The following is a 26,048-nucleotide window of genomic DNA, read 5'->3' on the forward strand; positions in this document are numbered from 1 at the left end:
GGATTGAACTTAAATCCGAGTTCAGGTTACAGTGCCAGCGTCGCCTCGCGTGACGTGGAACACCATCGGCGCGGCACGTCGCCGCGATCGTTCTCCACACCGGGCGCGGCAGCTGTCAGCCGGCGATCTTCCGTGAGGGGGCCGCCTCAGCCATCCAGACGAAGGACCGTGATGAAGAAATCACTACTCGTGGTGGCAGCACTCGTGCCGGCACTGTTCCTGACGGCGTGCGGGGGATCGAACGGGGGCTCGGACGCGAGCGCCTCGGACACGACGGCGTGCGTCGCGAAGGCTACGGAGCAGAAGAAGACCAAGACCGATCCGGTGCAACCCCACCTCCGCGGTGCTCTTGACCTGTCCAAGGTCAAGGGGAAGAACATCTGGATCGTCAACGCGGCCCGCGTGCCCTTCCTCCAGCAGATCTCGGACGGCGCCGCGGCGGCGGCGAAGGCGGCCGGCATGACGACCAAGGCCGTCTACGGCGACGGCACCACCGCCTCGGCGCAGTCGGCTGTCGAGCAGGCCATCGCGCAGAAGGCGGACGGGATCATCCTCGTGGTCGTCGACCCGGCCACTATCGAGCGCGCGGTGAAGAATGCTCACGACGCGGGCATCGTCGTGACGGACGCCATCAACCGCAATGTCGGGGCCGCCCTCCCGGCCGGCATCAGCGGCACCGCGTCGGTCGACCTCACCGGTGACCTCAAGGCCCTGACCGGATGGATCATGAAGGACTCGGGCTGCAAGGCCGACACGCTGATGTACAGCCCCTCGTCGCTGCCCATCACCGTGGAGTCGGCCAAGCTGTTCGAGAAGGAATACAAGGCGCTGTGCCCCGCGTGCAAGTTCGAGGTCAAGGACCTCGACTACGGCAAGTTCGCCAGCACCCTGACGAGCGAGGTCCAGACCGACGTGCGCCGCAATCCCAGCCTGACCCACATCTTCTCGATTGTCGGCTCGACGGTGCCCTACGTGCAGGCGGGCCTTCGGTCGTCCGGCTCGCACGTCCACTTGGCCACGAGCGACGGCCTCGCGGACAACATCGAGGCTCTGCGCAAGAAGGCCGGCAACCTCTACTCCGACTTCGCGTTCCCGCCGACCCCCTCGCTTGGATGGCAGTTGATCGATCAGCAGGCTCGTCTCCTCCAGGGGGACTCCTCGGCCAAGGACATCGTGCTTCCGCAGCGACTTCTGGACCGGGACAATGTCGGCCAGACCGAGGTTGAGGCTTGGCCGGCGTACGCGGACTTCGAGTCCGCGTACCAGAAGGCTTGGCGAGGCTAGCGCGCCGTCTCCCCGTCCGTCCCGGGTCGTTTGACACCAGACAAGGAAGAGCATGATCGAGCACTTCGAAGCCCGTCTCGCGCGTCTCGAGGCCATCGAGGACATCAAGGCCCTCAAGATGCACTACGCGAAACTGTGCGACGCAGGCTATCCGGCGCAGGAGATCGGAAAGCTTTTCGTCGACTCGGCCACCTGGGACGGCGGCGAGATTCTCGGCGTCGCGGTCGGTCGCCAGCAGATCGAGGAGTACTTCGCCGCCACCCCGGCCAACGTTCCGTTCGCCCTGCACTACATCGTGGGCGGCGACATCGTGGTCGCGAGCGACGGCCGCTCTGCGACCGGTACCTGGTACCTGTGGCAGCCGATGATCCTTCGCGGCGCGGCCGTCGTCCTCATGGGCACCTACGACGACGAGTACGTCCTCACCGGCCAGGGCTGGCGTTACGCGAACCTGCGGCTCACCGTCCACGCGCTGACCCCCGCTACGAGCGACTGGGTCACCGAGCGCTTCATCCAGAGCTGAGAGGCGCGCATGGCGATCCAGCCCTCTTCCCCGAACGACGAGCTCGGTCACGGCGCAGCCACGCCCTCGTCGAGGCGTCAGCGCACGTCGGTCTCGACGGTGGTGGCCCGCCAAGCGGTCATGATCCTCCTGGTGGCACTGAGTGTCGGCTTCTCGATCGCGATGCCGGACACCTTCGCCAGCTGGGGCAACTTCCGCGTCATGGTCACCTCGCAGACCATCGTCCTGTTCCTGGCCATCGCAGCGACGTTCGTGCTGAGGGCGGGAGAGTTCGACCTCTCGCTCGGCAGCGTCATGGCGTTCACCGCGGTCGCTCTCGGCGTGCTCACCGAGCACGGTGTGAACCTGACGCTGAGCCTGGTGATCGTCCTCCTCGCCGGTGCGTTGATCGGACTCGTCAATGGCGTTCTCGTCGTCCGCCTGCGTGTCAACTCGTTCATCGCGACCCTCGGCATGCTGACGGTTCTGTCCGGCGCGACGTTCGCGCTCACCGGCGGCCGCCGCGCCGACGTCTACCCGGCCGGGCTTCAGGACGCGGTCAACAAGGAGATCCTTGGCCTGCCCGCCCTGACCTACGCGGGCTGGCTGCTCGTGATCGTGGTCTGGTACGTGTACGAGAAGGCGCCCGTGGGCCGTATGCTCCTGTTCACCGGTGGCAATCCGGAGGCCGCCCGGCTGTCCGGCATCCCGGTCGACCGGCTGAAGATCACGTCGTTCCTGGTCGCGGCGGTCCTGTCAGCGGTCGCGGGCCTCCTGATCGCCGGATACCTCGGGTCGGTCGATCCCGGGATCGGATCGTCCTACCTCATGACGCCGTTCGCCGCGGCGTTCCTCGGTGCCACGACGATCGAGGTGGGCCGCTACAACGCCTTCGGCACCTTCGTCGGGCTGTGCCTCCTGACCGTGGGTATCACGGGTCTGCAGCTCATGGGTGGCGCGCTGTGGGTGTCGGACGTGTTCAACGGTGCGGCTCTCATCGTGGCTGTCGTCTTCGGCATGGCTGTGGGGCGGGCCCGTGGTTGAGCCGGCCCTTTCCGTGCGAGGACTGACGAAATCGTTCGGTGGCGTGAAGGCCCTCGATGACGTCGACCTGGACCTGCTGCCCGGTGAGATCCACGGTCTGCTCGGGCAGAACGGCTCGGGCAAGTCGACTCTCATCAAGGTGCTGGGCGGATTTCACGCCTCCGACCGGGGCACCGTCGAGTTGAGCGGCCGGCGTGTCAAGACGCCGCTCGCGCAGGTGGCCGACCATGGCATCGCCATCATCCACCAAGACCTCGGGCTCGTCGGCTCGATGTCGGTGATCGAGAACATCGGGGTGTCCGACGCCTACGGTGGGCGGCGGGCGCGGCCCATCGACTGGAAGCGGCTGAAGGCCGATGTGCTGCGGATCTTCCGTCGCCTCGGCACGCGGATCGATCCCGACGCCCGGGTGGACACGCTCAACCCGAGCGACCACTCGATCGTGGCCGTCGCCCGAGCACTCTGGCTCCTGTCCCTGCGGGCGACCCAGCACATCTTCGTGCTCGACGAGCCGACGGCCTACCTGGGGCCCGCGGAGTCCGGGCGGCTCCTCGACGTCATGCGCGCTGTCGCTGCCGACGGAGCGGCCGTCCTCTTCGTCAGCCACAAGCTCAACGAGGTCCTCTCCGTCACCGATCGCTGCACGGTGCTTCGCGACGGCAGGGTCGTGACGACCCGGCCCACCGAGGGGCTCAGCGCGGCCGAGATGGTGACACTCCAGCTGGGCCGGCCGATCGATGACTTCTACCCGCCGCGGGCGGCCGAGCCGGACGGCAGCGTACGGCTCGTGGCCGAGGGGGTCTCGGGAGCCGGGGTCGACGACGTGAGCCTCAGCCTGCGCGCGGGTGAGGTGCTCGGCATCACCGGCCTGGTGGGCATGGGGCAGGACCCCCTCGCCGAGATGCTTGCCGGAGCCCGCCCGGTCGCGGCGGGGACCGTCCGTGGCCCGGACGGCGGGGTCCTGCGCGGCGGGATCAGGGCGGCCATGGGTGCCGGCGTCGCTTTCGTGCCGGTGGACCGCAAGCGACAAGGGCTGTGGCTCGCGGCTCGCGGCCGGGAGAACCTCACACTGCCGACGTTGCGGGCCCGCCGCGCCTGGACGCCCATCTCGGCATCTGCCGAGCGGTCGGCCGCGCGCAAGGCGTTCGAGCGCGTGGGCGTCCGGCCGGTCGCGCCGGACATGCCGGTCGGCTCGTTGAGCGGTGGCAACCAGCAGAAGGTCCTCATGGCCAAGTGGCTGGAGTTCAAGCCGCGGGTGCTGATCCTCCACGAGCCCACCCAGGGCGTCGACGCGGCAGCGAAGCGCGAGATTCTGGCGCTCGTCAACGCCTCCGCAGAGGCGGGCGCGGCAGTCATCATCTGCTCGACCGACTACGAACAGCTTGCCGCGACCTGTCACAGGGTCGTCACGATGCGGGACGGCCGTGTCGTCGCAGAGCAGTCGCAGCCGCTGACGGAGCGCGACGTGCTGCTCTCGTGCCAGGGCGCGACGCCCCACGGCGGTCTCGCAGGTTCCTCCGAGATCGAGGGACGGGCATGACGGCCCCCGGTGGGGCACCGCTCGGCATCTCGGGCGACCGCTTCCGGCGCGCGGCCGAGGAGCTGGGACTCGGGCTGTCCAGTGCCGAGGCGCGTGACCTGGCCCGAGTCGCCCACGGATTCGAGGTGGCGATGGAGTCGCTCGACGAGGCGATCGCGGTGTCATCCAAGGCTCCGACGGGACGGCAGACGCAACCGGTCGGTGACGACCCGTTCAACGCGATCGTCCGACGGGTCACCGTCCGTGACGACACCGTGACGAAGGGCCCGCTGCAGGGTCTGCGGGTCGCCGTCAAGGATTGCTTCGCGGTGGCAGGAGTCGAGATGACGGCAGGGTCGTCGATCCTTCAGGGTTTCGTGCCGCGCAGCGACAGCGAGGCGGTGCGCCGGCTGATCGGGGCCGGAGCGACGATCAATGCGATCACCAACATGGACTGCCTCGCCATGTCGGCCTCCGGCGACTCGAGCTACTACGGACCCACGCTCTGCCCGGCTGATCCGGCTCGCCTCGCAGGCGGTTCCTCCAGCGGCAGTGCGGCCGGCCTGTTCTATGACGACATCGACGCCGCTTTGGGGACGGACACCGGTGGCTCGTCTCGCGTTCCGGCCTCCTGGTGCGGGACGCTCGGTATGAAGCCGACCCGCGGGCTGGTCTCCTATCGAGGAGTGCTCGGCATCGACCAGCTTCATGATCACGTCGGGGTGCTGGCGCGAGACGTGCGCGTCATGGCGCGGGTCCTGGAGACACTGGCTGGGCCGGATCTGCTCGACCCCCGTCAGCGCACGGTTCCCCCGGCGCTCGCACTCACGGAGGCGGCCGCGGGTCGCTCGGGGCTCATGGGCCTCCGATTCGGAGTGGTCGAGGAGATGGTCGGTCCCGCTGAGCCGGCCGTCGGTGAGGCGTTCGCGGCCGGCCTCGAGGCACTGCGGGACCTGGGTGCCGAGATCGTGGCCATCTCGATCCCGGAGCACCGGTCGGCGGGGCCGATCGGCGCCAGCATGACGCCGGAGGGATTCTCGGCGTTGCTCGAGTCCGGCGCCCAGGGGTACCAGTGGGCGGGTGAATACTGGCCCGAGCTCGCGGCGGCGGTCCACGAGGGGTTCCGCACCCGTGCCGACGAGCTCTCGCCGCACGTCAAGACACAGCTCACAGTCGGACGGATCGTGCGGGCCGAACAGCCCGGGCAGCGGTACGCGCGGGCAGCCAATCGATCGCGGGACGTCACCGTCGCGTTCGAGGCGGCGCTGCGCGAGGTCGACTTCCTCATCGGTCCTACGGTGCCGACCCTGCCCTACCTCGTCGACCCGGGAATCCCGCTCGATGAGCGGGTCTCGCGCTCGTGGGCGACGCTCGCGAACACATCGAGCGCCAACGTCACGGGGCTGCCGGCGTTGTCGATGCCGGTGGCGGTGGCCGACGGGCTGCCGGTGGGCCTGATGGTCACGGCGCAACGCTTCGGCGAGGAGGACCTCGTGGCGGTCGCGGCGACCGTCCAGGCCCAGATCGGGTGGAACCGTGTCGACGCGCACTGACCCGGACACGCCCTGGACGGCTGCCCGATCCAAGGCCCGCTCGAGGCGATGGACGACCGTCGTTCCGATCCGGCCATCGCACCTCGGTGGCCCACACTGGCGGCAACGCCGGAGCAGGACGCCGAGCTGATGCGCGCGTTCGCTGCCGATGCGCCCTGCTCGCCGGCCGTGGCTGCGTCGATCGACCGGACGGTGGTCGTCACCGCGTCGCGACGCGGCCTCGCCGGACTGACACTCGGTGTCAAGGTGGCGGTGCGTGAGGACCGTCAGCTCCTTTACCGAGACTCCCTCAACGAGGCGATCCTGGTGGGCCGCCGTGATCGGGTCGCGACGCATGCTCCGCAAGCTGAGGTCGTGGTGGCGCCGGCGGACCTCCCGGCGCTGACGCCTGCCGCGGTCGAGACGGGCTTGAGGCTGCGCGGAGAGCACGACCTCGCCTTCGTTCCCGATGCCGCGGGGCACGGGACGACCCTGCTCGCCGCGGCCCGGCCGTGGGAGCCGGTCCCGGCCTGCGGCCCCGCCTCCCGTTGCCAGCCACGAGACAGGTCGGGGGGAGTCGAAATGAGTGCCGGGGTTCTCGTGCGACCGGCTGCCGACGACGCCCCCTCCGATCCGAAGAGAACAGGAACCGCGTCATGAGCACCGACGATCCGCTCGACCTCGTGAGGGCGGCCGTGCCGCTGTCGCTGGCCCAGGCCCGCCGCGCCGAGGCGGTCATCCCACGGGGGGTGAGCTCGGGCTCCCGTCGCCGGGCCGTCCCCCTGTTCTTCGAACTCGCGGAGGGTGCCTACCTCACGGATCTCGACGGGAACCGGGTCGTCGACTGCGTCAACGCCCTCGGGCCCGTGCTGCTCGGACACCGGGCACCCGAGGTGACCGACGCGATCGCGCGTCAGCTCGCGCGACTGGACATCGTGGGCGCCGGCAGCACGCTCGAGGTCGAGCTGGCGGAGCGGCTCTGTCGTCTCGTGCCGTCGGCCGAGAAGATCTGCTTCGTCAGCACGGGGTCCGAGGCGGTGCAGCTCGCGCTGCGGATAGCGCGGGCGACGACGGGCCGTCGGTGCGTGCTCAAGCTCGACGGGCACTACCACGGGTGGCTGGATCCCGTCCTCGTCAACAACGACGTGGAGGCGGCCGAGCCGGTCGAGGGGCTTGTGCCGGTGCGGCGACACGGCGAGGGCCTCGGGACATCCGACGATGTCATGGTCGCCCTGTGGAACGATCTCGAAGCGCTGGCACGGGCCTTCGACCGGCACGGCGAGGACATCGCCGCGCTGATACTGGAGCCGATCCCGGCGATCGCGCTGGCCGATCCGCCGGATCGCGCCTATTACGAGCAGCTGCGCGCGCTGTGCGACCGCTTCGGCGCTCTGCTGATCTTCGACGAGGTCGTGACCGGGTTCCGGCTCGGTCTCGGCGGCGCCCAGGAAAGGCTCGGAGTCCGCCCGGACCTGTCGACGTTCGCGAAGGCCGTGGCCGGGGGAGCCTCACTGGCGTTCGTCGCGGGGTCCGAGCAGGCGATGGCAGTGGTGGTCGAGAGCCGGGTGGTCCACGCCGGGACCTACAACGCGTCGGCGGCACCCGTCGCCGCGGCTCTGGCCACGACCGAGGTGCTCGAGGCCGTCGCATCCGACCTGTATCCGCGCCTCGACGAGCTGGGTGGCCGCTTCGTCGCGGGACTGGAGTCCGTACGCGGTCGAGGCGTGCCGCTCGTCGCCTCGCACGTCGGCTCGATCGCCCGGTTCGCCTGGGATCACGACCTCGCCCCGCTGCCGGCGGGAGCGTCAGAGGCAGGGTGTATCGCCCTGGTGTGCGAGCTGGCCTATGTCTACGGGGCATTCATCAACCCGCGCGGCTCACTGCTGTTCAACGGTGCCACTACGCCCGAAGATGTGGACACCGTCGTCGCCGCGATCGAGTCCGCCTGGCGTCATGCGTTCGACACCAGCCCACCACCTGCGCGTCGGCCCGACGCCGCTCGACACGGAAAGCGATGACCATGTCCTACCAGATCTCCGCCGATACCGGAGGAACCTTCATCGACGTCGTGATCAGCGCGCCCGACGGCCACAAAACGATGGGAAAGGCGCTCACGACCCACGACCGCGTCTCACGCGGTCTCTTCGAAGCCGTCGATGCCGCGGCCGCGACACTCGGACGCAGCGGAGGGGACATCCTCGCGGAGACGAGCCTGTTCATCTACGGCACGACTCGCGCCACCAATGCCATCGTCACGAGGAACGTCGCGAAGACGGCCTACCTGACCACCGAGGGGTTCCCCGACGTCTTGGTGCTGAAGGAGGGCGGTAAGTCGGACGGTCACGACTTCACCAAGCCCTATCCCCAGCCCTACATCCCCAAGAGCCGGACGTTCGAGGTGCCCGGGAGGGTCACGGCCGAGGGTGACGTCGTGACACCGCTCGATGAGGACCGTGTCCGTTCGATCTTGGAGACTCTCCGTGACCAGCACTTCGAGGCTGTGGCCGTGTGCCTGCTCTGGTCGGTGGTGAACTCCGAGCACGAACTGATCGTCGGACGTCTGATCGAAGAGATCCTCCCGGGGGTCCCGTACACCCTGTCGCACCAGCTGTTGCCGATCATCCGGGAGTACCGGAGGGCCTCGGCCACAGCGATCGACGCCTCGTTGAAGCCGCTCATGCAGCATCACTTCCGTCAGCTGGAGCAGGACGTGCGGGCAGCCGGCTATGCGGGCCAGATGCTCGTCTCGACCAGCATCGGCGGGGTGATGACGATCGACGAGGTCATCGCGGCACCGATCCACACGGCCAAGTCCGGGCCGGCCATGGCGCCGCTCGCGGGTGTCACGTATTCGACGCTGGAGGGCCTCGGCGGCACCATGATCGTGTGCGACACCGGAGGGACGACGTTCGACGTCGGGCTTTCCCGCGGCGGTCAGCTCGTACACTCGCGTGACACCTGGCTCGGAGGGACCTGGGAGGGCGACCTCCTCGGGATATCCTCGGTCGACATCCGATCGATCGGCTCGGGTGGGGGCTCGATCGCCTGGGTCGACGGGGGCGGCCTCCTGCGGGTCGGACCTCAGTCGGCAGGCTCGGAGCCGGGTCCAGCCTGCTACGGACGTGGCGGCACCGAGGCAACGGTCTCCGACGCGGCGTGCGTTCTCGGCTACTTCAACCCCGACTATTTCCTTGGCGGGCGGATGGGACTCGACGCCCAGGCCGCGCATCGCGCGCTGAAGGTGATCGCAGACCGCCTCGGGCTGGGCGTGCACGAGACGGCTTGGGGGATTCTGTCCCTGGCCAGCGATGCCATGGTCAAAGCGGTCCATGAGATCACGGTCGCGCAGGGCATCAACCCGCGCGAGTCGACTCTGGTCGCCGGCGGTGGTGCGGCCGGGATCAACATCCTGCGGATCGCTCAGGAGCTCGGATCCGAGAACGTGCTGTTGCCCAACCTGGCCTCGGCGCTCTCGGCGACGGGCATGCACTTCGCCGACATCGTGAAGGAGGAGTCGGCCGCGCTTCTTGTCACGAGCGACGCGTTCGACACCGATCGGGTCAACGCGACTCTCGAGCGGCTCGAGACGCGGGTACTGGACTTTCGGGGCCGGGCCGGTCTCGGCGGCGATCCCTACGACATCGAGGTGTTCGCCGAGGCCCGCTATCCGGGCCAAGGATGGGACATCGATGTCCGACTGCCGATGCGCAGGTTCGCCGGGCCCGGCGACGTCCGCGACCTGGTGGAGCGGTTCCACAGTCTCCACGAGTCGCTGTTCGCCATCCGTGCCGATAGTTCGCCGGTCGTCGTCACGAACTGGAAGGTCCGGATCTCGGTGCGACTCGAGCACGGGGACGCCCTGACCGTCCCACCGGCGCCCAGCCGGCCCGTGGTGGTCCATCGGGACTGCTACTTCGGAGCGGGACTGGTCTCGACCCCGATCTACCGTCCCCACCACCTCGAGGTCGGCCAGCTTGTCAGCGGCCCGGCCATCATCGAGGAGCCCAACACGACCCTGGTGGTCTACCCGGGCACGAGCGCGCGCGTCAGCACGGCACGCAACTACATCCTTCACGTAGACGAGGTGTCCGCATGACCATGACCACGACGACCGGGAAGTTCGACGCGGTGCTGACCGCGGTACTGGCGAACCGGTTCGACAGCATCGTCCGCGAGATGACCGACACCCTGCTCAGGACCGGCAGGTCCGCTGTGATCAATTCCGCGCGCGACTTCTCGTGTGCCATCACCACCGGCGACAACCGGCTGTTGAGCGCGGCCGAAGGGTTGTCGGTGCACATCTTCGGCGCGCAGCTGCAGTCACAGGCGATGTGCGACGCGCATCCCGATCTGGCCGAGGGGGACGCGTTCCTCGACAACAACCCGTACATCGGTAACTCGCACGCCGCCGACCACACCGTATTGGTACCGGTGTACTTCGAGGGCCAGCACCTGTTCACCGCGGTCGCCAAGGCGCACCAGGCCGACATCGGCAACTCACTGCCGACCACCTACCACATCACCGCCAAGGATGTGTACGAGGAAGGTGCCCTCATCTTCCCCACGGTCCGCGTCCAGCGAGACTACGAAGAGGTAGGCGACATCGTGCGGATGTGCAAGGCACGCATTCGTGTTCCAGAACAGTGGTACGGCGACTTCCTCGCGCAGATCGGGGCGGCGCGCGTGGGTGAGCGCCGGCTCAAGGAGTTGTGCGCCAAGTACGGGGTCGACACGGTCAAGGAGTTCGTCGAGAACTGGTTGAACTACTCCGAGGACCTCATCCGGTCGGAGATCCGCAAGCTGCCGGCCCGGAGCCTGCACAACACCGCACGGCACGACGCGCTCGATCCGGTGCTGCCCGACGGTGTGCCGCTCGACGTGAAGATCGACATTCGGTCCGACGAGGGGACGATCGTCGTCGACCTGCGCGACAATCCCGACAACGTCGACTGCGGTCTCAACCTGACCGAGGCGACGACTCGGGCGTCGGTCTACGCGGGTGTCTTCAACTCCCTGCCGACCGGGATCCCCAAGAACTCCGGAGCGTTCCGGGCGGTCGACGTCCTGATCCGCGATGGTGCGATCGTCGGGCGTCCCACCTTCCCGCACTCGTGTGCCATCGCGACCACGAACTTGACGGATCGCATCATCAACAGCATCGGCGCGGCCTTCGCAACGCTGGGTGCACCGCACGGGGTCGCCGAAGGCGCGGTGGGCATGAGCGTCTCGTCCGCCGTCGTCTCGGGTCACGACGCCCGGTACGGTGGCCGGCCATACGTGAACCAGCTCATCAGCGGTGTCGGCGGGGGCCCGGGCAGCGCCGACGCCGACGGATGGGTGACCTGGGGGCTGCCGTGCGTGGGCGGCCTGATGTACCGAGACTCCATCGAGGTCGTCGAGAGCAAGATCCCGATGCTCTACGAGCACCTGCGTCTCGTGCCTGACACCGGCGGTGCGGGAGAGCATCGAGGAGCGTTGGCGGCGGACGTCGCCTATGGGCCGCGGTTCGACGAGATGACCGTCATATTCCCCGGCGACGGACAGGAGACCCCGCCCCGTGGCGTACGCGGCGGGCTCGATGGGGTGCCCTCCCGGGCGTACCTCGTCGCTGCGGACGGAACCCAGCAGCCTCTTCCGAGTGCCGGCAACGTGGTCGTGCGGCCCGGGGAGACCGTGCGTGGCTTCGAGACCTCCGGCGGAGGATACGGCGACCCCTTCGCCCGGCAGGCCGATCTGGTGGCGCGCGACGTGCGCGAAGGCTGGGTCACCCGAGAGGCGGCCCTTGATGTCTACGGTGTCGTGCTCGTTGACGACGGTGTCTCGGTGCGAGCCGACGACGAGGCCACGCGGACACTGCGATCACTACCCCGCGCCTGATCGGCGTGACGGAGGGCATATGGGCGCGAAGGGAGATCAAGTGGAAAGTCTCGCAGGGCTGGACCTGAAGCAGTTCCTGGAGTGGTTCGAGACCGTCCAACCGGGACGACTGCCCGCCGACGCCTCTGCGCGCCTCCTGGCGGGAGGACGGTCGAACCTCACATACCTGGTCGGTGGCATCGAGTCGGGCGTCGTCGTCCGGCGGCCTCCGATCGGTCACGTGTCCTCGGGGGCTCACGACATGGGCCGTGAGGTCAGGGTCATGTCGGCGCTCGCGAGCACCGCGGTCCCCGTGCCACGGGTTCTGGCGCACTGCCAGGACGTGACCGTCACCGGAGCGGAACTTTACGTGATGGAGCGCGTCCCCGGCACCGCCTATGTGCGCGCGGACGACCTCGTCGCGTTGGGGGCTTCCCGGACGCGCGAGATCTGCGAGGCGATGGTCGACACCCTGGTCGAGCTCCACGCGGTGGACCCGGTGGAGGTCGGCCTCGGCGACTTCGGGCGCCCCGGCGGATTCCTGCGGCGACAGCTCTCGCTGTGGTCGCGGCAGATGCTCGCGACGGGCGGTCGTCCGCTCCGCGGCGCCGAACGACTCCGAGATGCCTTGGCCGAACGTGTCGACTCGATCGCGAGCGTCTCGATCGAAGCGAACACGGCGGCGATCGTCCACGGGGACTATCGGATCGACAACCTGTTGGTCGACGAGCTCGGTGTGCGTGCCGTTCTCGACTGGGAGCTCTCGACACTGGGTGATCCGCTGACGGACGTGGCGGCACTCGCGATCAACTCTGACATCGCACCGGTACTGCGCGACGTTCCGGAGTTGGGCGACGTCGGGTCGGCACCCGGCTTCCTGACCGGCGCGGAGGTGATCGAGCGTTACATCGCGGCCAGCGGGAGGCCGGTCGGGGACCTCACCTTCCATCTCGCGCTCTCCTGCTTCAAGTCGGCGGCGATCCTGGAGGGGGTCCACCGCAGGCATGTCGACGGCACGGCCGTCGACGGTGCCTTCGCGAGGGTGGGGCAGGCCGTGGAACCGCTGATCGAGCAAGGTCTGGCTCAGCTTCGGCGCTGAGCCGGTGGCTCAGGAGGGGCCGGCCAGCAGGGCGCCGCCGTCGATGGTGACGACCTGGCCGGTGATCCAGTCGGAACGGTCGGACAGCAGGAAGGTGATCAGCTCCGCCACGTCGAAGATCTTGCGCGCGGCGCGCGGTTCCAGATCGCCAAGCGGGCCGAACGCCGGGTTGATTCCCGCGTTGTTGACCAAGAGGTCTATCCGGCCGAACGACGCGATGACCGCATCGATGACTGTCGCTTGATGAGACTCGTCATCGCTCGACCCGCACACCCCGATGGCGTGCTCGGGCCCACCGAGGCGGCGCAGGGCCGCGTCGAGGTGCTCGGCCTTCCTCCCGGTCACGCACACTCGTGCTCCTCCGGCTACGAGGAGCTCGGCCGTCGCCAGGCCGATGCCGCGCGTGCCACCGGTCACGAGTCGCCTCGAGGAGGGCGCGGAGGCCGGTGCCGGGGCCGCTCCAAGAGGCGAAGCGCGACCGCGAATTTTATTGAAGTTGGACTCAAGTTTATGTACAGTGTTGTCTCGATCACGGTCGCCGATGCGCTGTGCCGGACCGGATGAGAGGTTCAGCGGTGAACAGAATGAGGCATGTACTGAGGATGCTGGCGCTGAGTACGGCGCTCGCAACTGTCGCGGTGACGTCTGCGTGCTCGGGCTCTGGGAGCGCCGGCAAGGCGAACAAGGATGAGTACACGATCGGAGTCGTGCAGTTCTCCTCGGCCGATCCCAATGCGACGAGGACAGCCAACGCCTACAAGGCCGAGGCTGAGACGCGGAAATACAAGGTGTCGGTCGTCGACGCGAACGGGTCCGCGGACTCGGCCGTCGCCGCGATGCAGAACTTCGTGCAGAAGCGGGTCGACCTCATCATCACCGAGACGTTCCCGTCCGAGGGGCTGGCGGCCGGCACGATCGCGGCCAAGGAAGCCGGGATTCCCGTGGTCTCACTGGCCGGTGGTCTGGCCGACGGCGTGCAAACCAACTGGGACATCGGCTACCCGCAAGGCGTCGACCTGGCCACGAGGATCGTCAAGGACACGGGCGGCAAGGGCGCGCTTCTGGAACTGACCTATCGGAGTGGCTATACCTGCGCCGGCAACCTCAAGGCGTTGACGGAAAAGGTCCAGGGGACCGGCCTGGCCGTGACTGCGAACGAGATCCGGATCCCCGGACAGGTCGAGGACGGAACGACGTTCACGCAGGCGTGGCTCGCCAAGCATCCTGACGCGGGCGACGGGCTGGCGGTCTGGGGCTGCTTCGACGACCCCGCGCTGGGTGCGATCGCGGCGATCAAGCAGGCCGGACGCGCGAATGTCAAAGTCTACGGTCTGGCCGGTTCACCGCCCGCGCTGAAGGCGATCAAGGACGGATCGATGACCGCCACCGTCTGGTTCGACCTGCCGGCCGCCGGGCGTGAGGCGGCGCGCAAGACGGCCGACTACATCCAGGCCGGAGTGGACGCGAAGCCGAGCGACGTGGCCGTGCCCTTCCAGATCGTAGATCAGTCGAACATCGACGCCTTCCTCGCCGAGCATCCTGAGGCGGTCTCTACATCATGACGTCGTCTGGTGTGGCGCCTCGCCCGGTCGGCGCGAGCCGGCCCCGGATCGAGCTGTCGGCGGTGTCCAAGAGCTTTGCCGGCGTCGAGGTCTTGTCGGGGGTGTCCCTCGCGGTCGCCCCGGGCGAGGTCCTCGGTCTCTGCGGGGCCAACGGAGCTGGAAAGTCGACCCTGATCAAGATCCTGGCCGGCATCCATCACGCCGATGGAGGTGTCGTCCGGCTGGACGGTGAGGAGGTGGCGATCGGATCGGCCCGTGCGGCCGACGCACTTGGTCTGCGCTTCATGCACCAAGAGCTCAATCTGGTGGACCACTTCGACGCCGCGGCGAACATGTCGCTCGGCTACTCGCGCAGATCTGTCCGCGGGATGCTGGCACGACGGCACTACCGCGAACGGGCCCGTGAGGTGCTCGCTCAGGTCGGCGCGGACATCCCGCTCGACACTCCGGTCGGTTCCATGAGCGTCTCCGACCGGTGGATGGTGGCCCTTGGACGAACCCTCATGGACGACGCCCGGGTCATCGCGCTGGACGAGCCGACAGCCTCGTTCACCGACGAGGAGGCGACCCGGGTGTTCGCAGTCGTCGACGAGCTGCGTCGCCGCGGGGTCGCGGTGCTTTACGTCTCGCACCGGCTCGAGGAGGTGCTGGCCGTGTGCGACCGGGTGGCCGTCCTTCGGGACGGGCGTCTCACCGGCACATTCGCGGCAGTCGACATCGATCGCGGCCGGCTCACCGACGAGATCGCCGGGCGTGCGATGGCGCCTGCTCGGCGCCCCGTGGCAGAGCGCGCAGATCTGACGGAGCGGCCGGTGGTGCTGCAGGTCGCGAACCTTGCGTCAGGACCACGGGTCCACGACGTCTCGCTCACGGTGCGGCGCGGCGAGATCTTCGGCATCGCCGGCCTGGTCGGCTCCGGCCGTACGGAACTGGCCCGAGCGATCAGTGGGATCGATCGCCTCTCCGCCGGACGGATGACCCTCCACGGGCGGGACTACCGCCCCAAGACACCGTACGACGCGATCGGTCAGGGCATCTCTTTCGTGCCCGAGGAGCGTCGGAGCGAGGCGCTGGTGATGGGGTTGTCCATAGCGGCCAACATGGCCATGTCGACGTTGAAGGACGACCGGCGTTGGTCGTGGCTTCCCTTCGTCTCGCCCCGGCGCTCCCGCGCTGTGGCCACGACGATGGCGCAGCGGCTCAACGTCAGGGCGGCGTCGGTTCGCCAGCCGGTGAGCCAGCTCTCCGGTGGTAATCAGCAGAAGGTGGTGGTTGGTCGATGTCTGCGGGCATCCCCGGCCCTGCTCGTGCTCGACGAGCCGACCGTGGGGGTCGACGTCGCGGCGCGTGAGGACCTCTACCGGGCAGTCCGAGACCTCGCCGGCGCCGGCACGGCGGTCTTGATGATTTCCAGTGACTTCGAGGAGCTCGAGATGTGTGACACTGTGGCGATCCTCCGGGCGGGCCGGACGGTCGGGGTCGTCAACGGCGATGACGCGACCAAGGAGCACCTGACCGCGCTGTGCTTCGAGGAGGTCCCCGCATGACCTCGTCGCTGTCTTCCCCGGAAGGCGACCTGACGATGGTCGGCGAAGCTGCGCCGGTCGTCAGGTCTCACTCCAGGTCCGACCGGCTGTGGGCGGGTGTCGCTCGATACGGCACCCTCGTCGTGCTGCTCGCGATCGTCGTCACGATGACGATCCTCGAGCCGTCGACGTTCGCCACGTACTCGAACGTGATCAACATCCTGAACCAGAGTTCCTTGGCGGCGATCATCGCGATCGGCCTGACGTTCGCACTGGTGTCAGGCGACTTCGACCTCAGCATCGGGTACACCGCGAGCCTCTCGGGTGTCGTCGCCACCACGCTGATGGCCTCGGCCGGATTGTCGATTCCGCTGGCCTTCCTCGTCGCCATCGTGGTGGCCGCCGCAATCGGGCTCGTCAACGGTCTGGTTGTGACCGTCGTCGGCGTGAATGCTCTGGTCGGCACGCTCGGCATCGGCACGATCGTCGTCGGCGCGAACTTTGCCATCAGCGGTGGACTGCCCACGACGCTCGACCACCCCTCGGCCTTCGTCAACCTGACGCTGGGCAAGGCGGCGGGGCTTCCCTATCCGATCTACGTTATGGCGGCCATCGCGGTTCTGAGCTGGATAGTGCTGAACCGCACGGCTCTCGGTCAGTCCATGCAGGCTGTCGGTGGCAACAAGACGGCGGCGGAGTTCGCGGGCCTGCGGGTGACCCGGGTGCGCGTCATCGCGTTCGTCCTGGCTGCCGTGCTCGCCGCGATCGCGGGGGTCATGCTCGCGTCGCGTACCGGCAGCGCCGCCGCCAACGGTGGTGACGCGTATCTGCTGAGCAGCTACGCCGCGGCGTTCTACGGCTCGTCGGTCCTGCGGGACGGACAGTTCCACATCCTCGGGACGATCGTCGGAGTGATCACAGTGATCGTCGGGTTCAACGCGATCGCGCTCCTCGGTCTCAATACCTACTACCAGTACCTGTTCCAAGGTCTGTTGCTGATCGTCGGTGTGGGTCTCGGAACCTTTGCGCGACGCCGATCGACGTAGCTGACGCAGATGACGAGCTCGATCGGCGGAGTGTGCGTGGCGATGAGCCCACCGCAGATGGGTCAGAGGCCTGCCAGCCTGAAGCGCTCCATGAGCGCGGGTTTGCGTGCGTGCGTTTGCCGCAATGCCTTGGCGCGTAAGGTGAACGTCTCGTGCCGGTCCTCGCGTTCGGCCAGCGCCCGCAGATCGGTGAGCAACGTGACGGCGGCGTCATATTCGGCCGGTTTCTTGCTGTCGATCATCGCCTCGACGCGCGACCATGCGGCGTCTTCCGCGCCGGCCAGGCTGTCGAGTCGTCGTTCGCGGGCTTGCTGGCGCTTCTGCTCCTGGAGTGCTTCCTCGTGGGCGCGCTGGGCGGCCAGCTGACGTTCGTGGTCGGCTCGTCGCCGCGCCGCGTCGTCGAGCAGTTCGGCGACGGTGCGGCGGACTGGGGCGGGGATGCCTGGCGCGGTGTCGTCGCGGCGGTGTCTGTCTCGGAAGTCACGCTGCAACTCCATGTGCACCCGCGCCGCCTCACCCCTTGCTACTCGCGTCAGGAACCGGTCCTTTTCGGCGACCGGCAGGCAAGCCACCCAGGCAGCGAGGTCAGCGGGATCGCCGGCCGTCTCGTTCAGCGGTGGAGAAGCCGCGGCTGCGCTCGCGATGAGGTGGTCGTCGAGACGCAGGAAGTCGGCCAATGCCTGCTGAGCCGCGGTGAGTGTGTCCAGGCCGGGCGGCACCGGCGGTTCGAGATCGTCGTCGGCGTCTCGATCGAAGGCGTCCTCATCGCGTTCCCACCTGCTGTAGGCGGCCAGCCAGGCGAGATAGAGCGGGCGGAGATCACCGGCGGCGAGTTCGGCACGAACTCCGACTATCGCCGACAGTAATGACGACGCGTCGTAATCGAATTCGAATTCGCCGGCTTCGTCTTCGCTGGCGAATTCGAGCACGAGGTCGTCGCCGGTGGTCCAGGCACTTACGTCGTAATCGATGCAGTAGTCCTCGACGACATCGGGATCGAGCAGATCGCACGGCAGACGGAACATCACCCGGTGGGTGCCCCAATTGGCGACGTACAGATGCGCGTCGTAGTAGCGCTCCACCAACTGGTTCGGATCGCCCTTGAAATCGCCCCAGTGGTACTCGTTCACGAAGCTGGTGGCGGTGATCTGTGCCCGCGTGGACAGCGACCGGACCTCGGCCTGCTGGTCCTTGTCCAGCGGCCGGTCGATCGCCACGAACTCGTAGTACTGGTACTCGCTCACAGCCTGTCCTGCTGGTTGGTGGCCCCGGTCCCGGCCGCTCATCGCCACGATCCGCGATCGCCCGATCATCCGGCCACGGGACTCTTTCCTCTCGGCGTCAGCGTACTGAACTCGGTGGGCTCGATGCGAAGCGCGCCGTCGGTGCCGGCCGAGGGGCTCCGCTATGGTTTCCGCTGACGTTGCCGACGAGCGCCCCGGTAGTTACCCAGAGTGATGGATTTCGACGAACTTGACTTCCTCCGCCGCAATGACCCGGCGTGGCGGCTGCTGCGTGCCGACAACGCGCCGCTGGTGCTCGGGTTTCTCGGGAAGGTCTTCGTCGACGACAACGTCCGGTCGATCTCGGCGACCGAGCTGATCAGCCGGCTGGATGACGAGCTGTACGCGCTCAACGAACGGCTCGGTGCGGGCTCGTTCCCCAAATCGGCCAAGGCCTACCTCGATGATTGGGCGGCGCCGGCGAACAGCTGGTTGCGCAAGTATTACCCGGCCGGATCCGACGAGGTGCACTTCGACGCGACTCCCGCCGTGGAGAAGGCGCTGACCTGGGTCGACTCGCTCCGCGCACGGTCGTTCGTCGGGACCGAGTCCCGCCTGAACACGATCTTCGAGCTGTTGCGCCAGATGGCCTATGGTGCCGAGACGGATCCGGATGTCCGGCTGGCGGAGCTGCGTCGGCGCCGGTCCGAACTCGACGTCGAGATCAACCGGGTCACCGGGGGTGACTTCGCCGTCCTCGATGCGTCGGGACAGCGGGATCGCTATCAGCAGTTCGCCGCGACCGCGCGTGAGTTGCTCGCCGACTTCCGCGAGGTCGAGGCCAATTTCCGCGTGCTCGACCGGGAGCTGCGCGCCCGTATCGCGGGCTGGGAGGGCAGCAAGGGCCAGCTGCTCGACGAGGTGGTCGGCAACCGCGCCGGCATCGCCGAGTCGGATCAGGGACGCAGTTTCCAGGCCTTCTATGACTTCCTCCTTTCCCACGAGCGGCAGATCGAGCTGTCCGACCTGCTGGCGAAGGTGCAGTCGCTGGACGTCGTCGGTGAGCCCGACCCGCGCATGCGCCACATCCACCATGACTGGCTGGACGCTGCCGAACGCACCCAAGCCACCGTGCGGCTGCTGTCCGAACAGCTTCGTCGGTTCCTCGACGACCAGGTGTGGCTGGAGAACCGCCGCGTGATGGACATCCTGCGCAGCATCGAATCGTCCGCGCTCAGGCTCCGTGAACACCCGGCCCCCGATCTCACCGCCGAACTCGACGGCACCGCGCCGGTGGTCGCGCTGCCGATGGAACGTCCGCTCTACACCCCGAAGGAGAAGGTCCCGCTGGACAGCGGGGGGATCACCGCGGCTGACGAGGAGATCGACGCGTCGGTCCTCTACGAGCAGGTCTACGTGGACCGCGAACGGTTGTCCGGCATCGTGCGCGCCGAGCTGCGCGAGCGTGGCCAGATCGGGCTGGCCGAGGTGCTCGGGCGCCGGCCGCTGGAACAGGGGATGGCCGAGCTGGTCGCCTACCTCTCCTTGGGAGATCCCGCGTTTCAGGTGGTTTTCGACGAGGGGACCCGGGAACAGGTGCGATGGCACGACGACACCGGAGTGGAGCGGGTCGCGACCATTCCGCGGGTGACGTTCACGCGTGCCGGTTCTGTCGGTGGGTCCATTTAGCATGGGCAGCATGTCCACGTCGTTGCGCCGAGACGAGCTCGACCTGCCGTTGGTCGTCACGCACCTGATGAAGGGGGTGGTCTACGCGGACAGCCACGAGAAGGCCTGGCGCCATCTGCTGCCGCTGCAGGCCCAAGTGCGTGACTACGTCGGCGTCATGGGCCTGACCGTCATCGTCGACGAGGCCGAGGGCTATGCCTTCCTGCGGTCGAAGCCGGACGACGAGGAGGAGGACGGGAAGCTGCCCCGGCTGATCCCGCGGCGTGCCCTGTCCTTCCACGTGAGCCTGCTGCTGGCCCTGCTGCGGAAGAAACTGGCGGAGTTCGACGCTTCCGGCGCGGAGACCCGGCTGATCCTCACCAGGGACCAGCTCGTCGAGATGGTGCGGATGTTCCTGCCCGAGAGCAGCAACGAGGCCCGGCTGGTCGACCAGATCGACACCCAGCTGGCGAAGATCGTCGACCTCGGCTTCCTGCGGCGGATCACCGGGCAGGAGGCTGCCTACGAGGTGCGGCGCATTCTCAAAGCGTTCGTCGACGGCCAGTGGCTCGCCGAATTCGACCAGCGGCTCGGCGAATACGCGGCGCAGCTGGGCGGCGGAAAGGATACGGACGGATGAGCGGGCTGTCCCGCACACCGGCGCTCGACACCGAGCGGGCCGAACTCGCCGGCTACCGGCTGCAGCGCCTGGAGGTCTACAACTGGGGCACCTTCGACCAGCGGGTGTGGACATTCCACCCCGAGGGGCGCGACAGCCTCCTGACCGGTGACATCGGCTCCGGGAAATCGACCATCGTCGACGCGATCACGACGCTGCTTCTGCCTGCTCATCGCATCTCCTACAACAAGGCCGCGGGTGCGGAGGCCAGGGAGCGGCACCTCCGTTCCTACGTGCTGGGCTACTACAAGTCCGAACGCAACGAAGTGACCGGAGCGTCCCAGCCGGTCGGGTTGCGGGATCGGCGGTCGTTCTCGGTCGTTCTCGGTTCCTTCACCAACGCGGGGTACGACTCGACAGTGACGCTGGCCCAGGTGTTCTGGTTTCGGGACGCGTCGGCCGGCCAGCCGGACCGGTTCTACCTGACCGCGGACCGTGGCTTGACGATCGCGGGGGATTTCACCGACTTCGGCGGGGACGTCGCGACGCTCAAACGCAGGCTGCGCAAGCAGGACGTGCGCATCCACGAGCATTTTCCCGCTTACGGGAAGGATTTCTGCCGTAGGCTCGGCATCGAGTCGGAGCAGGCGATGGAGCTGTTCCATCAGACCGTTTCGATGAAGTCGGTCGGCAACCTGAACGACTTCGTCCGTTCGCACATGCTGGAACCATTCGACGCCGCCGAGTGGACCAGCCGGCTGGTCGGTCACTTCGAGGATCTGACCAAGGCGCACGAAGCGGTGCTCAAGGCGCGTACGCAGCTCACGCTGCTGGAACCACTGCTCGCCGAATGCGACACCTATGACGAGCTGGACGCCCGGATCAGGACGGGCAAAGCCGCGCGCGATGCCCTGCGGTTCTATTGCGCGGATCGCAAGGCGACACTGCTGACCGAACGCCTGAGCGTGCTCGCCGACCGGATCGGGACGCGGCAGGCGAGCCTGGTGCAGGCGAAGGCCGAGCTGGAAGGGCTGCGCCGCAAGGAACGGGCTCTCGAGATCCAACGCGCGGGTTGTGGCGGCGATCGGATCGGCCAGCTTGAAGCCGACATCGACCGCGAGGAGAAAGTACGCGACCGGCGGAAGGCGCAGCACGACCGGTATCAAACGCATCTGGAGTCGGCCGGCCTGCCCGCCGTCGTGGATCCGGCGCAGTTCATCGCCCGGCAGCGGGAAATCGCGGAAAAGCAGGGTTCGCTCGACCAGGAGCAGGCCGATCTGCAGAATCAGCTCACGGATCTCACCGTGGAGCGCCGCGAACTCGATGCCGAAGCCGCCGAACTCAACACCGAGTTGTCAAGCCTGCGGGAGCGGCGCAGCAACATTCCCACCCGCAGCCTGGACGTGCGGGAAGCCCTGTGCGCCGCGCTGCGGGTCGACTCTGCCGAGCTGCCCTTCGTCGGCGAGCTCATCCAGGTCCGCGCGGAATGCGCCGCGTGGGAAGGCGCCGCCGAGCGTCTCCTGCACAGCTTCGGTTTGTCGATGCTGGTCTCGAGCGAGCATTACGACGCAGTCTCGGAGTGGATCAACGAACGGCACCTCGGTATCAAGCTCGTCTATTACCGCGTGCCCGAACGGCTGAGCCGGACGCCGTCCTCGCCGCTGCCCGAGCGGTCCCTGTTCGCCAAGCTGGAGATCAAGGACTCGCCGTTCTCGGCCTGGCTGGATCGCGAGCTGGCACACCGCGCCGACTACGAGTGCGTGGACACCATGGTCGAGTTCCGACGGGCCGCGAAGGCCGTGACCCGGGCCGGGCAGAGCAAAGGGACCCGCGGCAGGCATGAGAAGGACGACGCCCGCCGGATCGGCGACCGCCGGCACTACGTGCTGGGCTGGGACAACCAGGCCAAGATCGACACGCTGCTCGACCAGGCGAGCCGGCTTCAGCTTCAGCTGGGTGGGTTGCATGAGCGGACCGAAAAGTGCAAAGCCGCGCTGAGTGCCAAGGGCAGGCTCGTCACCACGTTGACCTTGCTGGCGCAGTTCGGCGAGTTCGCCGAACTCGACTGGCAGGCTTCGGTGAACCGCATTGCCGAACTGGGTGAGGAGAAGCGGCGCCTGGAACAACAGTCGGACGAGCTGAAACGACTGACCGTGGAGCTCGATGCCGTCGGTACCCGGATCGAGGCGGCGGAGGAGGTCAAGGAGGAGGCGCAGGCGGAACTCGGAAAGCTCAGGAGCCAGAGCGAAGAAGCGGAGAAACAGCTGCACGTCGCGAAGGCCATCCTGGACGAGCCGTCGGCCGAACCCGCGAGGGCGTCGTTTCCTCTCGTGCACGAGCGCGTCGGATCGAGGAGTTTCGCGACCCCGGAGGACTGCGACACTTGCCGGAGCGAGGTGAACGACGAGATCACTGGGGAGATCGATCGGCATACCGGCAGGCAGAACAAGGTGGCGGCGCGGGTGGTCGGGAAGATGGGCGACTTCCGCAAGGGCTACCCGTTGGAAACCGCGGAGTTCGACGACTCGGTGCAGTCCGCGGGGGAGTATCGCGCGCTGCACGAGCGGATCGCGTCCGACGACCTGCCCCGGTTCGAGTCCGAGTTCAAGACCTATCTCAATACGAACACCATTCGCGACATCGCCGGGTTTCATTCCCAGCTGACCAAGCAGGCGGAGCTGATCAAGCAGCGGATCGAGACCATCAACGACTCGCTGATCGACATCGATTACAACCCCGGCCGGTTCATCCGGCTCGAGCCGCATCCCACCGTGAACGTCGAGATCCGCGATTTCCGCAAAGAACTCCGGGACTGCACCAGTGGATCGCTCGGCGGTGACGACTCGAATCAGTACTCCGAACAGAAGTTCCTCCAGGTCAAGGCGCTTGTCGAACGGTTCAGGGGCCGGGAGGGGCACACCGAACCGGACCGGCAGTGGACCCGCCGGGTCACCGACGTGCGCAACTGGTTCACCTTCGCCGCGTCCGAGCGGTGGCGCACCGATGACACCGAGCACGAGAACTACACCGACTCGGGTGGCAAATCCGGTGGCCAGAAGGAAAAACTCGCGTACACGATCCTCGCGGCCTCGCTGGCCTACCAGTTCAAGCTCGACTGGGGTGCGAGCAAGTCGAAGACTTTCCGGTTCGTGGTGATCGACGAGGCATTCGGTCGCGGCTCCGACGAGTCGACCAGGTTCGCGCTCGGCCTGTTCCGGAGGCTGGGCCTGCAACTGCTGATCGTGACACCACTGCAGAAAATCCACGTCATCGAACCGTACGTCGCGGCGGTCGGGTTCGTGGACAACAAGACCGGTAACAGCTCGCGGCTGCAGACGTTGACCATCGAGGAATACCAGCGACGCCAGCTCGCGCATGCCCTCGGCACCGCGTCCGAGCAGAGCGGCTGAGATGGCACCGACCGGCTGGACCGTTCCCGGTGATGTGCTCGGCAAGCTGCGACGCCGGTGGGACCGCGGCGAGTTCCTGTCGCAGCTCGCCGGGGGAACATCGTGGGAGCCGCTGGTGATGGGGCTGCGGGGGCCGAGCCCCCGGGACACCTCGGCGCGCCTGGACGAGGCCCGCGCCTGGGTTGAGCAATGGCACCGGGCCCGGCATCTCCGGGTCGAGGCGAGAACGGTCGGCGGCCGGGTCGCCGGGACGAATGAGATACCCGGCCGGGTCTGGATCGACTCCTACGAACAGCTGTGGTCCGCCCTCGGCGTCCAGCAGGAGGTGCGGACCTTCATGGCCTTGCTGGCAGCGACCCGGCTACGGGCGCCCGCCATCGCCGGCTGGATGTGCGCCAAGCCGATGGAAGTGCTCGGGCATCAGGGCGAATGGACCAGGCTGGTCGACACCGCCCTGTGGATCGACGCGCACGCGCGATCCGACATGTACCTCCGGCAGGTCGACGTACCCGGCGTCGACACCAAGTTCATCGAACGTTTCCGGAGCATCCTGGCCGCGCTGCTGGACCGGCAGCTCCCCGAGGCGCGCGTCGACCGCGGCAGGCCGCCATCGGATTTCGCCGGACGGTATCTCTTTCGCCAGAAGCCGTCTTACGTCCGCTACCGCCGCTTGGCGGACGGCCCCGGATTCAGCGAACTGACCGTCCGGGTGGCCGAGCTGGCCGAAATGCCGCCGACGGAGCGTACAGTATTCGTCGTCGAGAACGAGATCACTTATCTGGCCTTTCCGCCGATCGAGGACGCTGTCGTGATCTTCGGCGAGGGTTACGCGGCGGCCCGGCTGCGCCCGTTGACCTGGCTGGCTCAGAAAAACCTCGTCTATTGGGGAGACATCGACACCCACGGATTCGCGATCCTCAACACTGTGCGCGGCTTGTTCGAAGGCACCCGATCAATGCTCATGGACCGTGCGACACTCCTCGCCCATGAGGTTCAGTGGGTCAGTGAGCCCGACCCCACCAGTGAACATCTCGAGTTGCTTCGACCGGAGGAGGCGCGCCTTTATGCCGATCTGGTGGAGGGGGTACTGGGCCGGTCCGTGCGGCTGGAGCAAGAACGCATTTCCTACGCTGCCATCGAGCAAGCCACCCGGACTTTCCACTGAGAACGGCTGTGAAGGGACCCTTCACGGACCCAGAGTCCGTGAAGGGTCCCTTCACAGCTCTGGGTTCCAGCTGGGTGACGTCGGCACAAGACGCAACAGCGAACTCGTGAGTTCGTGACCCACCGCGTGTTCGGCGACCGACGCCGCGGACAGGACGCGGGAGAGTTCCAGACCAGTGTCCACACCGGACTCTTCAAGCCAGTACACGAGTTCCTCGGTGGCGATGTTCCCACTGGCACCGGGGGCGAACGGGCACCCGCCGAGGCCGCCGACGGAGGCGTCGAGCTGGCGGACGCCGGCGAGGACGGCGGCGAGGGCGTTCGCCTGGCCGGTGCCGCGGGTGTCGTGGAGGTGGATGCCGACCTCCACGTCCGGGCAGGCGGTGCGTACCGCGTCGAGCAGGGCGAGCATGCGGATCGGCGTGGTGGTGCCGATGGTGTCGCCGAGGCAGAGCCGGTCCGCGCCCTGGCGTACCGCGGAAGTGACGATATCGAGCACGCGCTGCGGTGGGGTACGGCCGTCGAAGGGGCAGTCCCAGGCGACGCCGACGATGACTTCCAGCTCGCCGCCCGCGCGGTGGGCTTCGCCGGCGATGTCGCCGATCACGGCCGTGGCTTCGGCTGTGGTGCGCCCGGCGTTGGCTTTGCTGTGGGAGTCGGAAGCGGAGATCACGTACTCCAGGTGGGCGACCCCGGCGTCGATGGCTCGGACCGCGCCGCGGACATTCGCGACGAGTGCGGAGAACCGGATGCCCGGCCAACGGGTCAGTTCGGCGGCCACAGCGTCCGCATCGGCGAGTGCCGGGACCGCGCGCGGCGAGACGAACGACGTGGCTTCGACCCGGCGTACGCCCGAGGCGACGATCGCTTCGAGCAGACGCAGCTTGGCGGTGGTGGGGATGGGTTTTTCAAGCTGAAGCCCGTCACGCATGCCGACCTCGCGGATGTCCACGGACGGTGGCAGCACGAGGCTGGGGTGTCGAGTCATGGCCGG

Annotated in this window: 20 protein-coding genes; 17 read left to right on the forward strand and 3 right to left on the reverse strand. The window is 67.7% G+C overall.

Annotated elements, in window-relative coordinates; genetic code table 11:
* The first annotated feature begins 204 nt into the window (after positions 1-204).
* The 10 genes from D5S19_RS17835 (at position 205) to D5S19_RS17880 (ending at position 12,836) form a co-directional block, all read left to right on the forward strand.
* Positions 205-1,284, forward strand: coding sequence for a sugar ABC transporter substrate-binding protein (locus tag D5S19_RS17835; RefSeq protein ID WP_158605553.1), 1,080 nt, complete (start codon positions 205-207; stop codon positions 1,282-1,284).
* A 52-nt stretch (positions 1,285-1,336) separates the two neighbouring features.
* Positions 1,337-1,807 (forward strand): nuclear transport factor 2 family protein, encoded by a 471-nt coding sequence (locus D5S19_RS17840; RefSeq protein WP_120024476.1) that lies wholly within the window; start codon positions 1,337-1,339, stop codon positions 1,805-1,807.
* A gap of 132 nt (positions 1,808-1,939) precedes the next feature.
* Entirely contained in the window at positions 1,940-2,830 is an 891-nt protein-coding gene (locus D5S19_RS17845) for an ABC transporter permease (RefSeq protein WP_158605554.1), read from the forward strand.
* A 43-nt stretch (positions 2,831-2,873) separates the two neighbouring features.
* Positions 2,874-4,370 carry a sugar ABC transporter ATP-binding protein gene (locus tag D5S19_RS17850; RefSeq protein WP_158605555.1) on the forward strand — a complete coding sequence of 499 codons (1,497 nt, stop codon included), beginning with the start codon at positions 2,874-2,876 and terminating at the stop codon, positions 4,368-4,370.
* Entirely contained in the window at positions 4,367-5,902 is a 1,536-nt protein-coding gene (locus tag D5S19_RS17855; RefSeq protein ID WP_120024479.1) for an amidase family protein, read from the forward strand. Before D5S19_RS17850 ends, D5S19_RS17855 begins: the two co-directional genes overlap by 4 nt.
* Before the next feature lie 48 nt (positions 5,903-5,950).
* Entirely contained in the window at positions 5,951-6,541 is a 591-nt protein-coding gene (locus D5S19_RS17860; protein ID WP_120024480.1) for a glycosyltransferase family protein, read from the forward strand.
* The gene (locus D5S19_RS17865; protein WP_120024481.1) at positions 6,538-7,899 is read left to right on the forward strand and encodes an aspartate aminotransferase family protein; all 1,362 of its coding nucleotides are present in this window, start codon (positions 6,538-6,540) and stop codon (positions 7,897-7,899) included. The genes D5S19_RS17860 and D5S19_RS17865 overlap by 4 nt, the downstream gene beginning before the upstream one ends.
* Entirely contained in the window at positions 7,896-9,977 is a 2,082-nt protein-coding gene (locus tag D5S19_RS17870) for a hydantoinase/oxoprolinase family protein (protein WP_199730545.1), read from the forward strand. Before D5S19_RS17865 ends, D5S19_RS17870 begins: the two co-directional genes overlap by 4 nt.
* Positions 9,974-11,758, forward strand: coding sequence for a hydantoinase B/oxoprolinase family protein (locus tag D5S19_RS17875; protein WP_199730546.1), 1,785 nt, complete (start codon positions 9,974-9,976; stop codon positions 11,756-11,758). The genes D5S19_RS17870 and D5S19_RS17875 overlap by 4 nt, the downstream gene beginning before the upstream one ends.
* A gap of 40 nt (positions 11,759-11,798) precedes the next feature.
* Positions 11,799-12,836, forward strand: coding sequence for a phosphotransferase family protein (locus tag D5S19_RS17880; protein WP_407641758.1), 1,038 nt, complete (start codon positions 11,799-11,801; stop codon positions 12,834-12,836).
* 9 nt (positions 12,837-12,845) lie between these two features.
* Here D5S19_RS17880 and D5S19_RS17885 read toward each other — a convergent pair whose 3' ends face one another.
* The gene (locus tag D5S19_RS17885) at positions 12,846-13,253 is read right to left on the reverse strand and encodes an SDR family oxidoreductase (protein ID WP_199730547.1); all 408 of its coding nucleotides are present in this window, start codon (positions 13,251-13,253) and stop codon (positions 12,846-12,848) included.
* Positions 13,254-13,543: 290 nt separating this feature from the next.
* On the opposite strand from D5S19_RS17885, the gene D5S19_RS17890 reads away from it, so the two are divergent.
* Genes D5S19_RS17890 through D5S19_RS17900 form a run of 3 tightly spaced genes read left to right on the forward strand, consistent with a single transcriptional unit; the run spans position 13,544 to position 16,970 of the window.
* Complete coding sequence (locus D5S19_RS17890) at positions 13,544-14,398, forward strand: sugar ABC transporter substrate-binding protein (protein WP_158605556.1); 855 nt, start codon at positions 13,544-13,546, stop codon at positions 14,396-14,398.
* Complete coding sequence (locus tag D5S19_RS17895; protein ID WP_120024486.1) at positions 14,395-15,945, forward strand: sugar ABC transporter ATP-binding protein; 1,551 nt, start codon at positions 14,395-14,397, stop codon at positions 15,943-15,945. The genes D5S19_RS17890 and D5S19_RS17895 overlap by 4 nt, the downstream gene beginning before the upstream one ends.
* Entirely contained in the window at positions 15,942-16,970 is a 1,029-nt protein-coding gene (locus tag D5S19_RS17900; protein WP_120024487.1) for an ABC transporter permease, read from the forward strand. The genes D5S19_RS17895 and D5S19_RS17900 overlap by 4 nt, the downstream gene beginning before the upstream one ends.
* A 62-nt stretch (positions 16,971-17,032) precedes the next feature.
* On the opposite strand, the gene D5S19_RS17905 is transcribed toward D5S19_RS17900, so the two are convergent.
* On the reverse strand, positions 17,033-18,214 hold the full coding sequence (locus D5S19_RS17905; RefSeq protein ID WP_120024488.1) for a hypothetical protein: 1,182 nt from the start codon (positions 18,212-18,214) through the stop codon (positions 17,033-17,035).
* A gap of 213 nt (positions 18,215-18,427) precedes the next feature.
* On the opposite strand from D5S19_RS17905, the gene D5S19_RS17910 reads away from it, so the two are divergent.
* Genes D5S19_RS17910 through D5S19_RS17925 form a run of 4 tightly spaced genes read left to right on the forward strand, consistent with a single transcriptional unit; the run spans position 18,428 to position 25,055 of the window.
* Positions 18,428-19,882: a DUF3375 domain-containing protein gene (locus D5S19_RS17910; protein ID WP_120024489.1), complete on the forward strand. Its 1,455-nt coding sequence runs from the start codon at positions 18,428-18,430 to the stop codon at positions 19,880-19,882.
* A gap of 10 nt (positions 19,883-19,892) precedes the next feature.
* A complete protein-coding gene (locus D5S19_RS17915; RefSeq protein WP_120024506.1) occupies positions 19,893-20,501 on the forward strand; it encodes a DUF4194 domain-containing protein in 609 nt (202 codons plus the stop codon).
* Positions 20,498-23,890 carry an ATP-binding protein gene (locus D5S19_RS17920; protein WP_120024490.1) on the forward strand — a complete coding sequence of 1,131 codons (3,393 nt, stop codon included), beginning with the start codon at positions 20,498-20,500 and terminating at the stop codon, positions 23,888-23,890. The genes D5S19_RS17915 and D5S19_RS17920 overlap by 4 nt, the downstream gene beginning before the upstream one ends.
* Before the next feature lies 1 nt (position 23,891).
* A complete protein-coding gene (locus D5S19_RS17925) occupies positions 23,892-25,055 on the forward strand; it encodes a DUF3322 domain-containing protein (protein WP_120024491.1) in 1,164 nt (387 codons plus the stop codon).
* A 51-nt stretch (positions 25,056-25,106) separates the two neighbouring features.
* On the opposite strand, the gene D5S19_RS17930 is transcribed toward D5S19_RS17925, so the two are convergent.
* Positions 25,107-26,042, reverse strand: coding sequence for a hydroxymethylglutaryl-CoA lyase (locus D5S19_RS17930; RefSeq protein WP_120024492.1), 936 nt, complete (start codon positions 26,040-26,042; stop codon positions 25,107-25,109).
* Between the last annotated feature and the right edge of the window lie 6 nt (positions 26,043-26,048).

Source organism: Amycolatopsis panacis (genome assembly GCF_003600245.1).
Lineage (GTDB): Bacteria > Actinomycetota > Actinomycetes > Mycobacteriales > Pseudonocardiaceae > Amycolatopsis > Amycolatopsis sulphurea.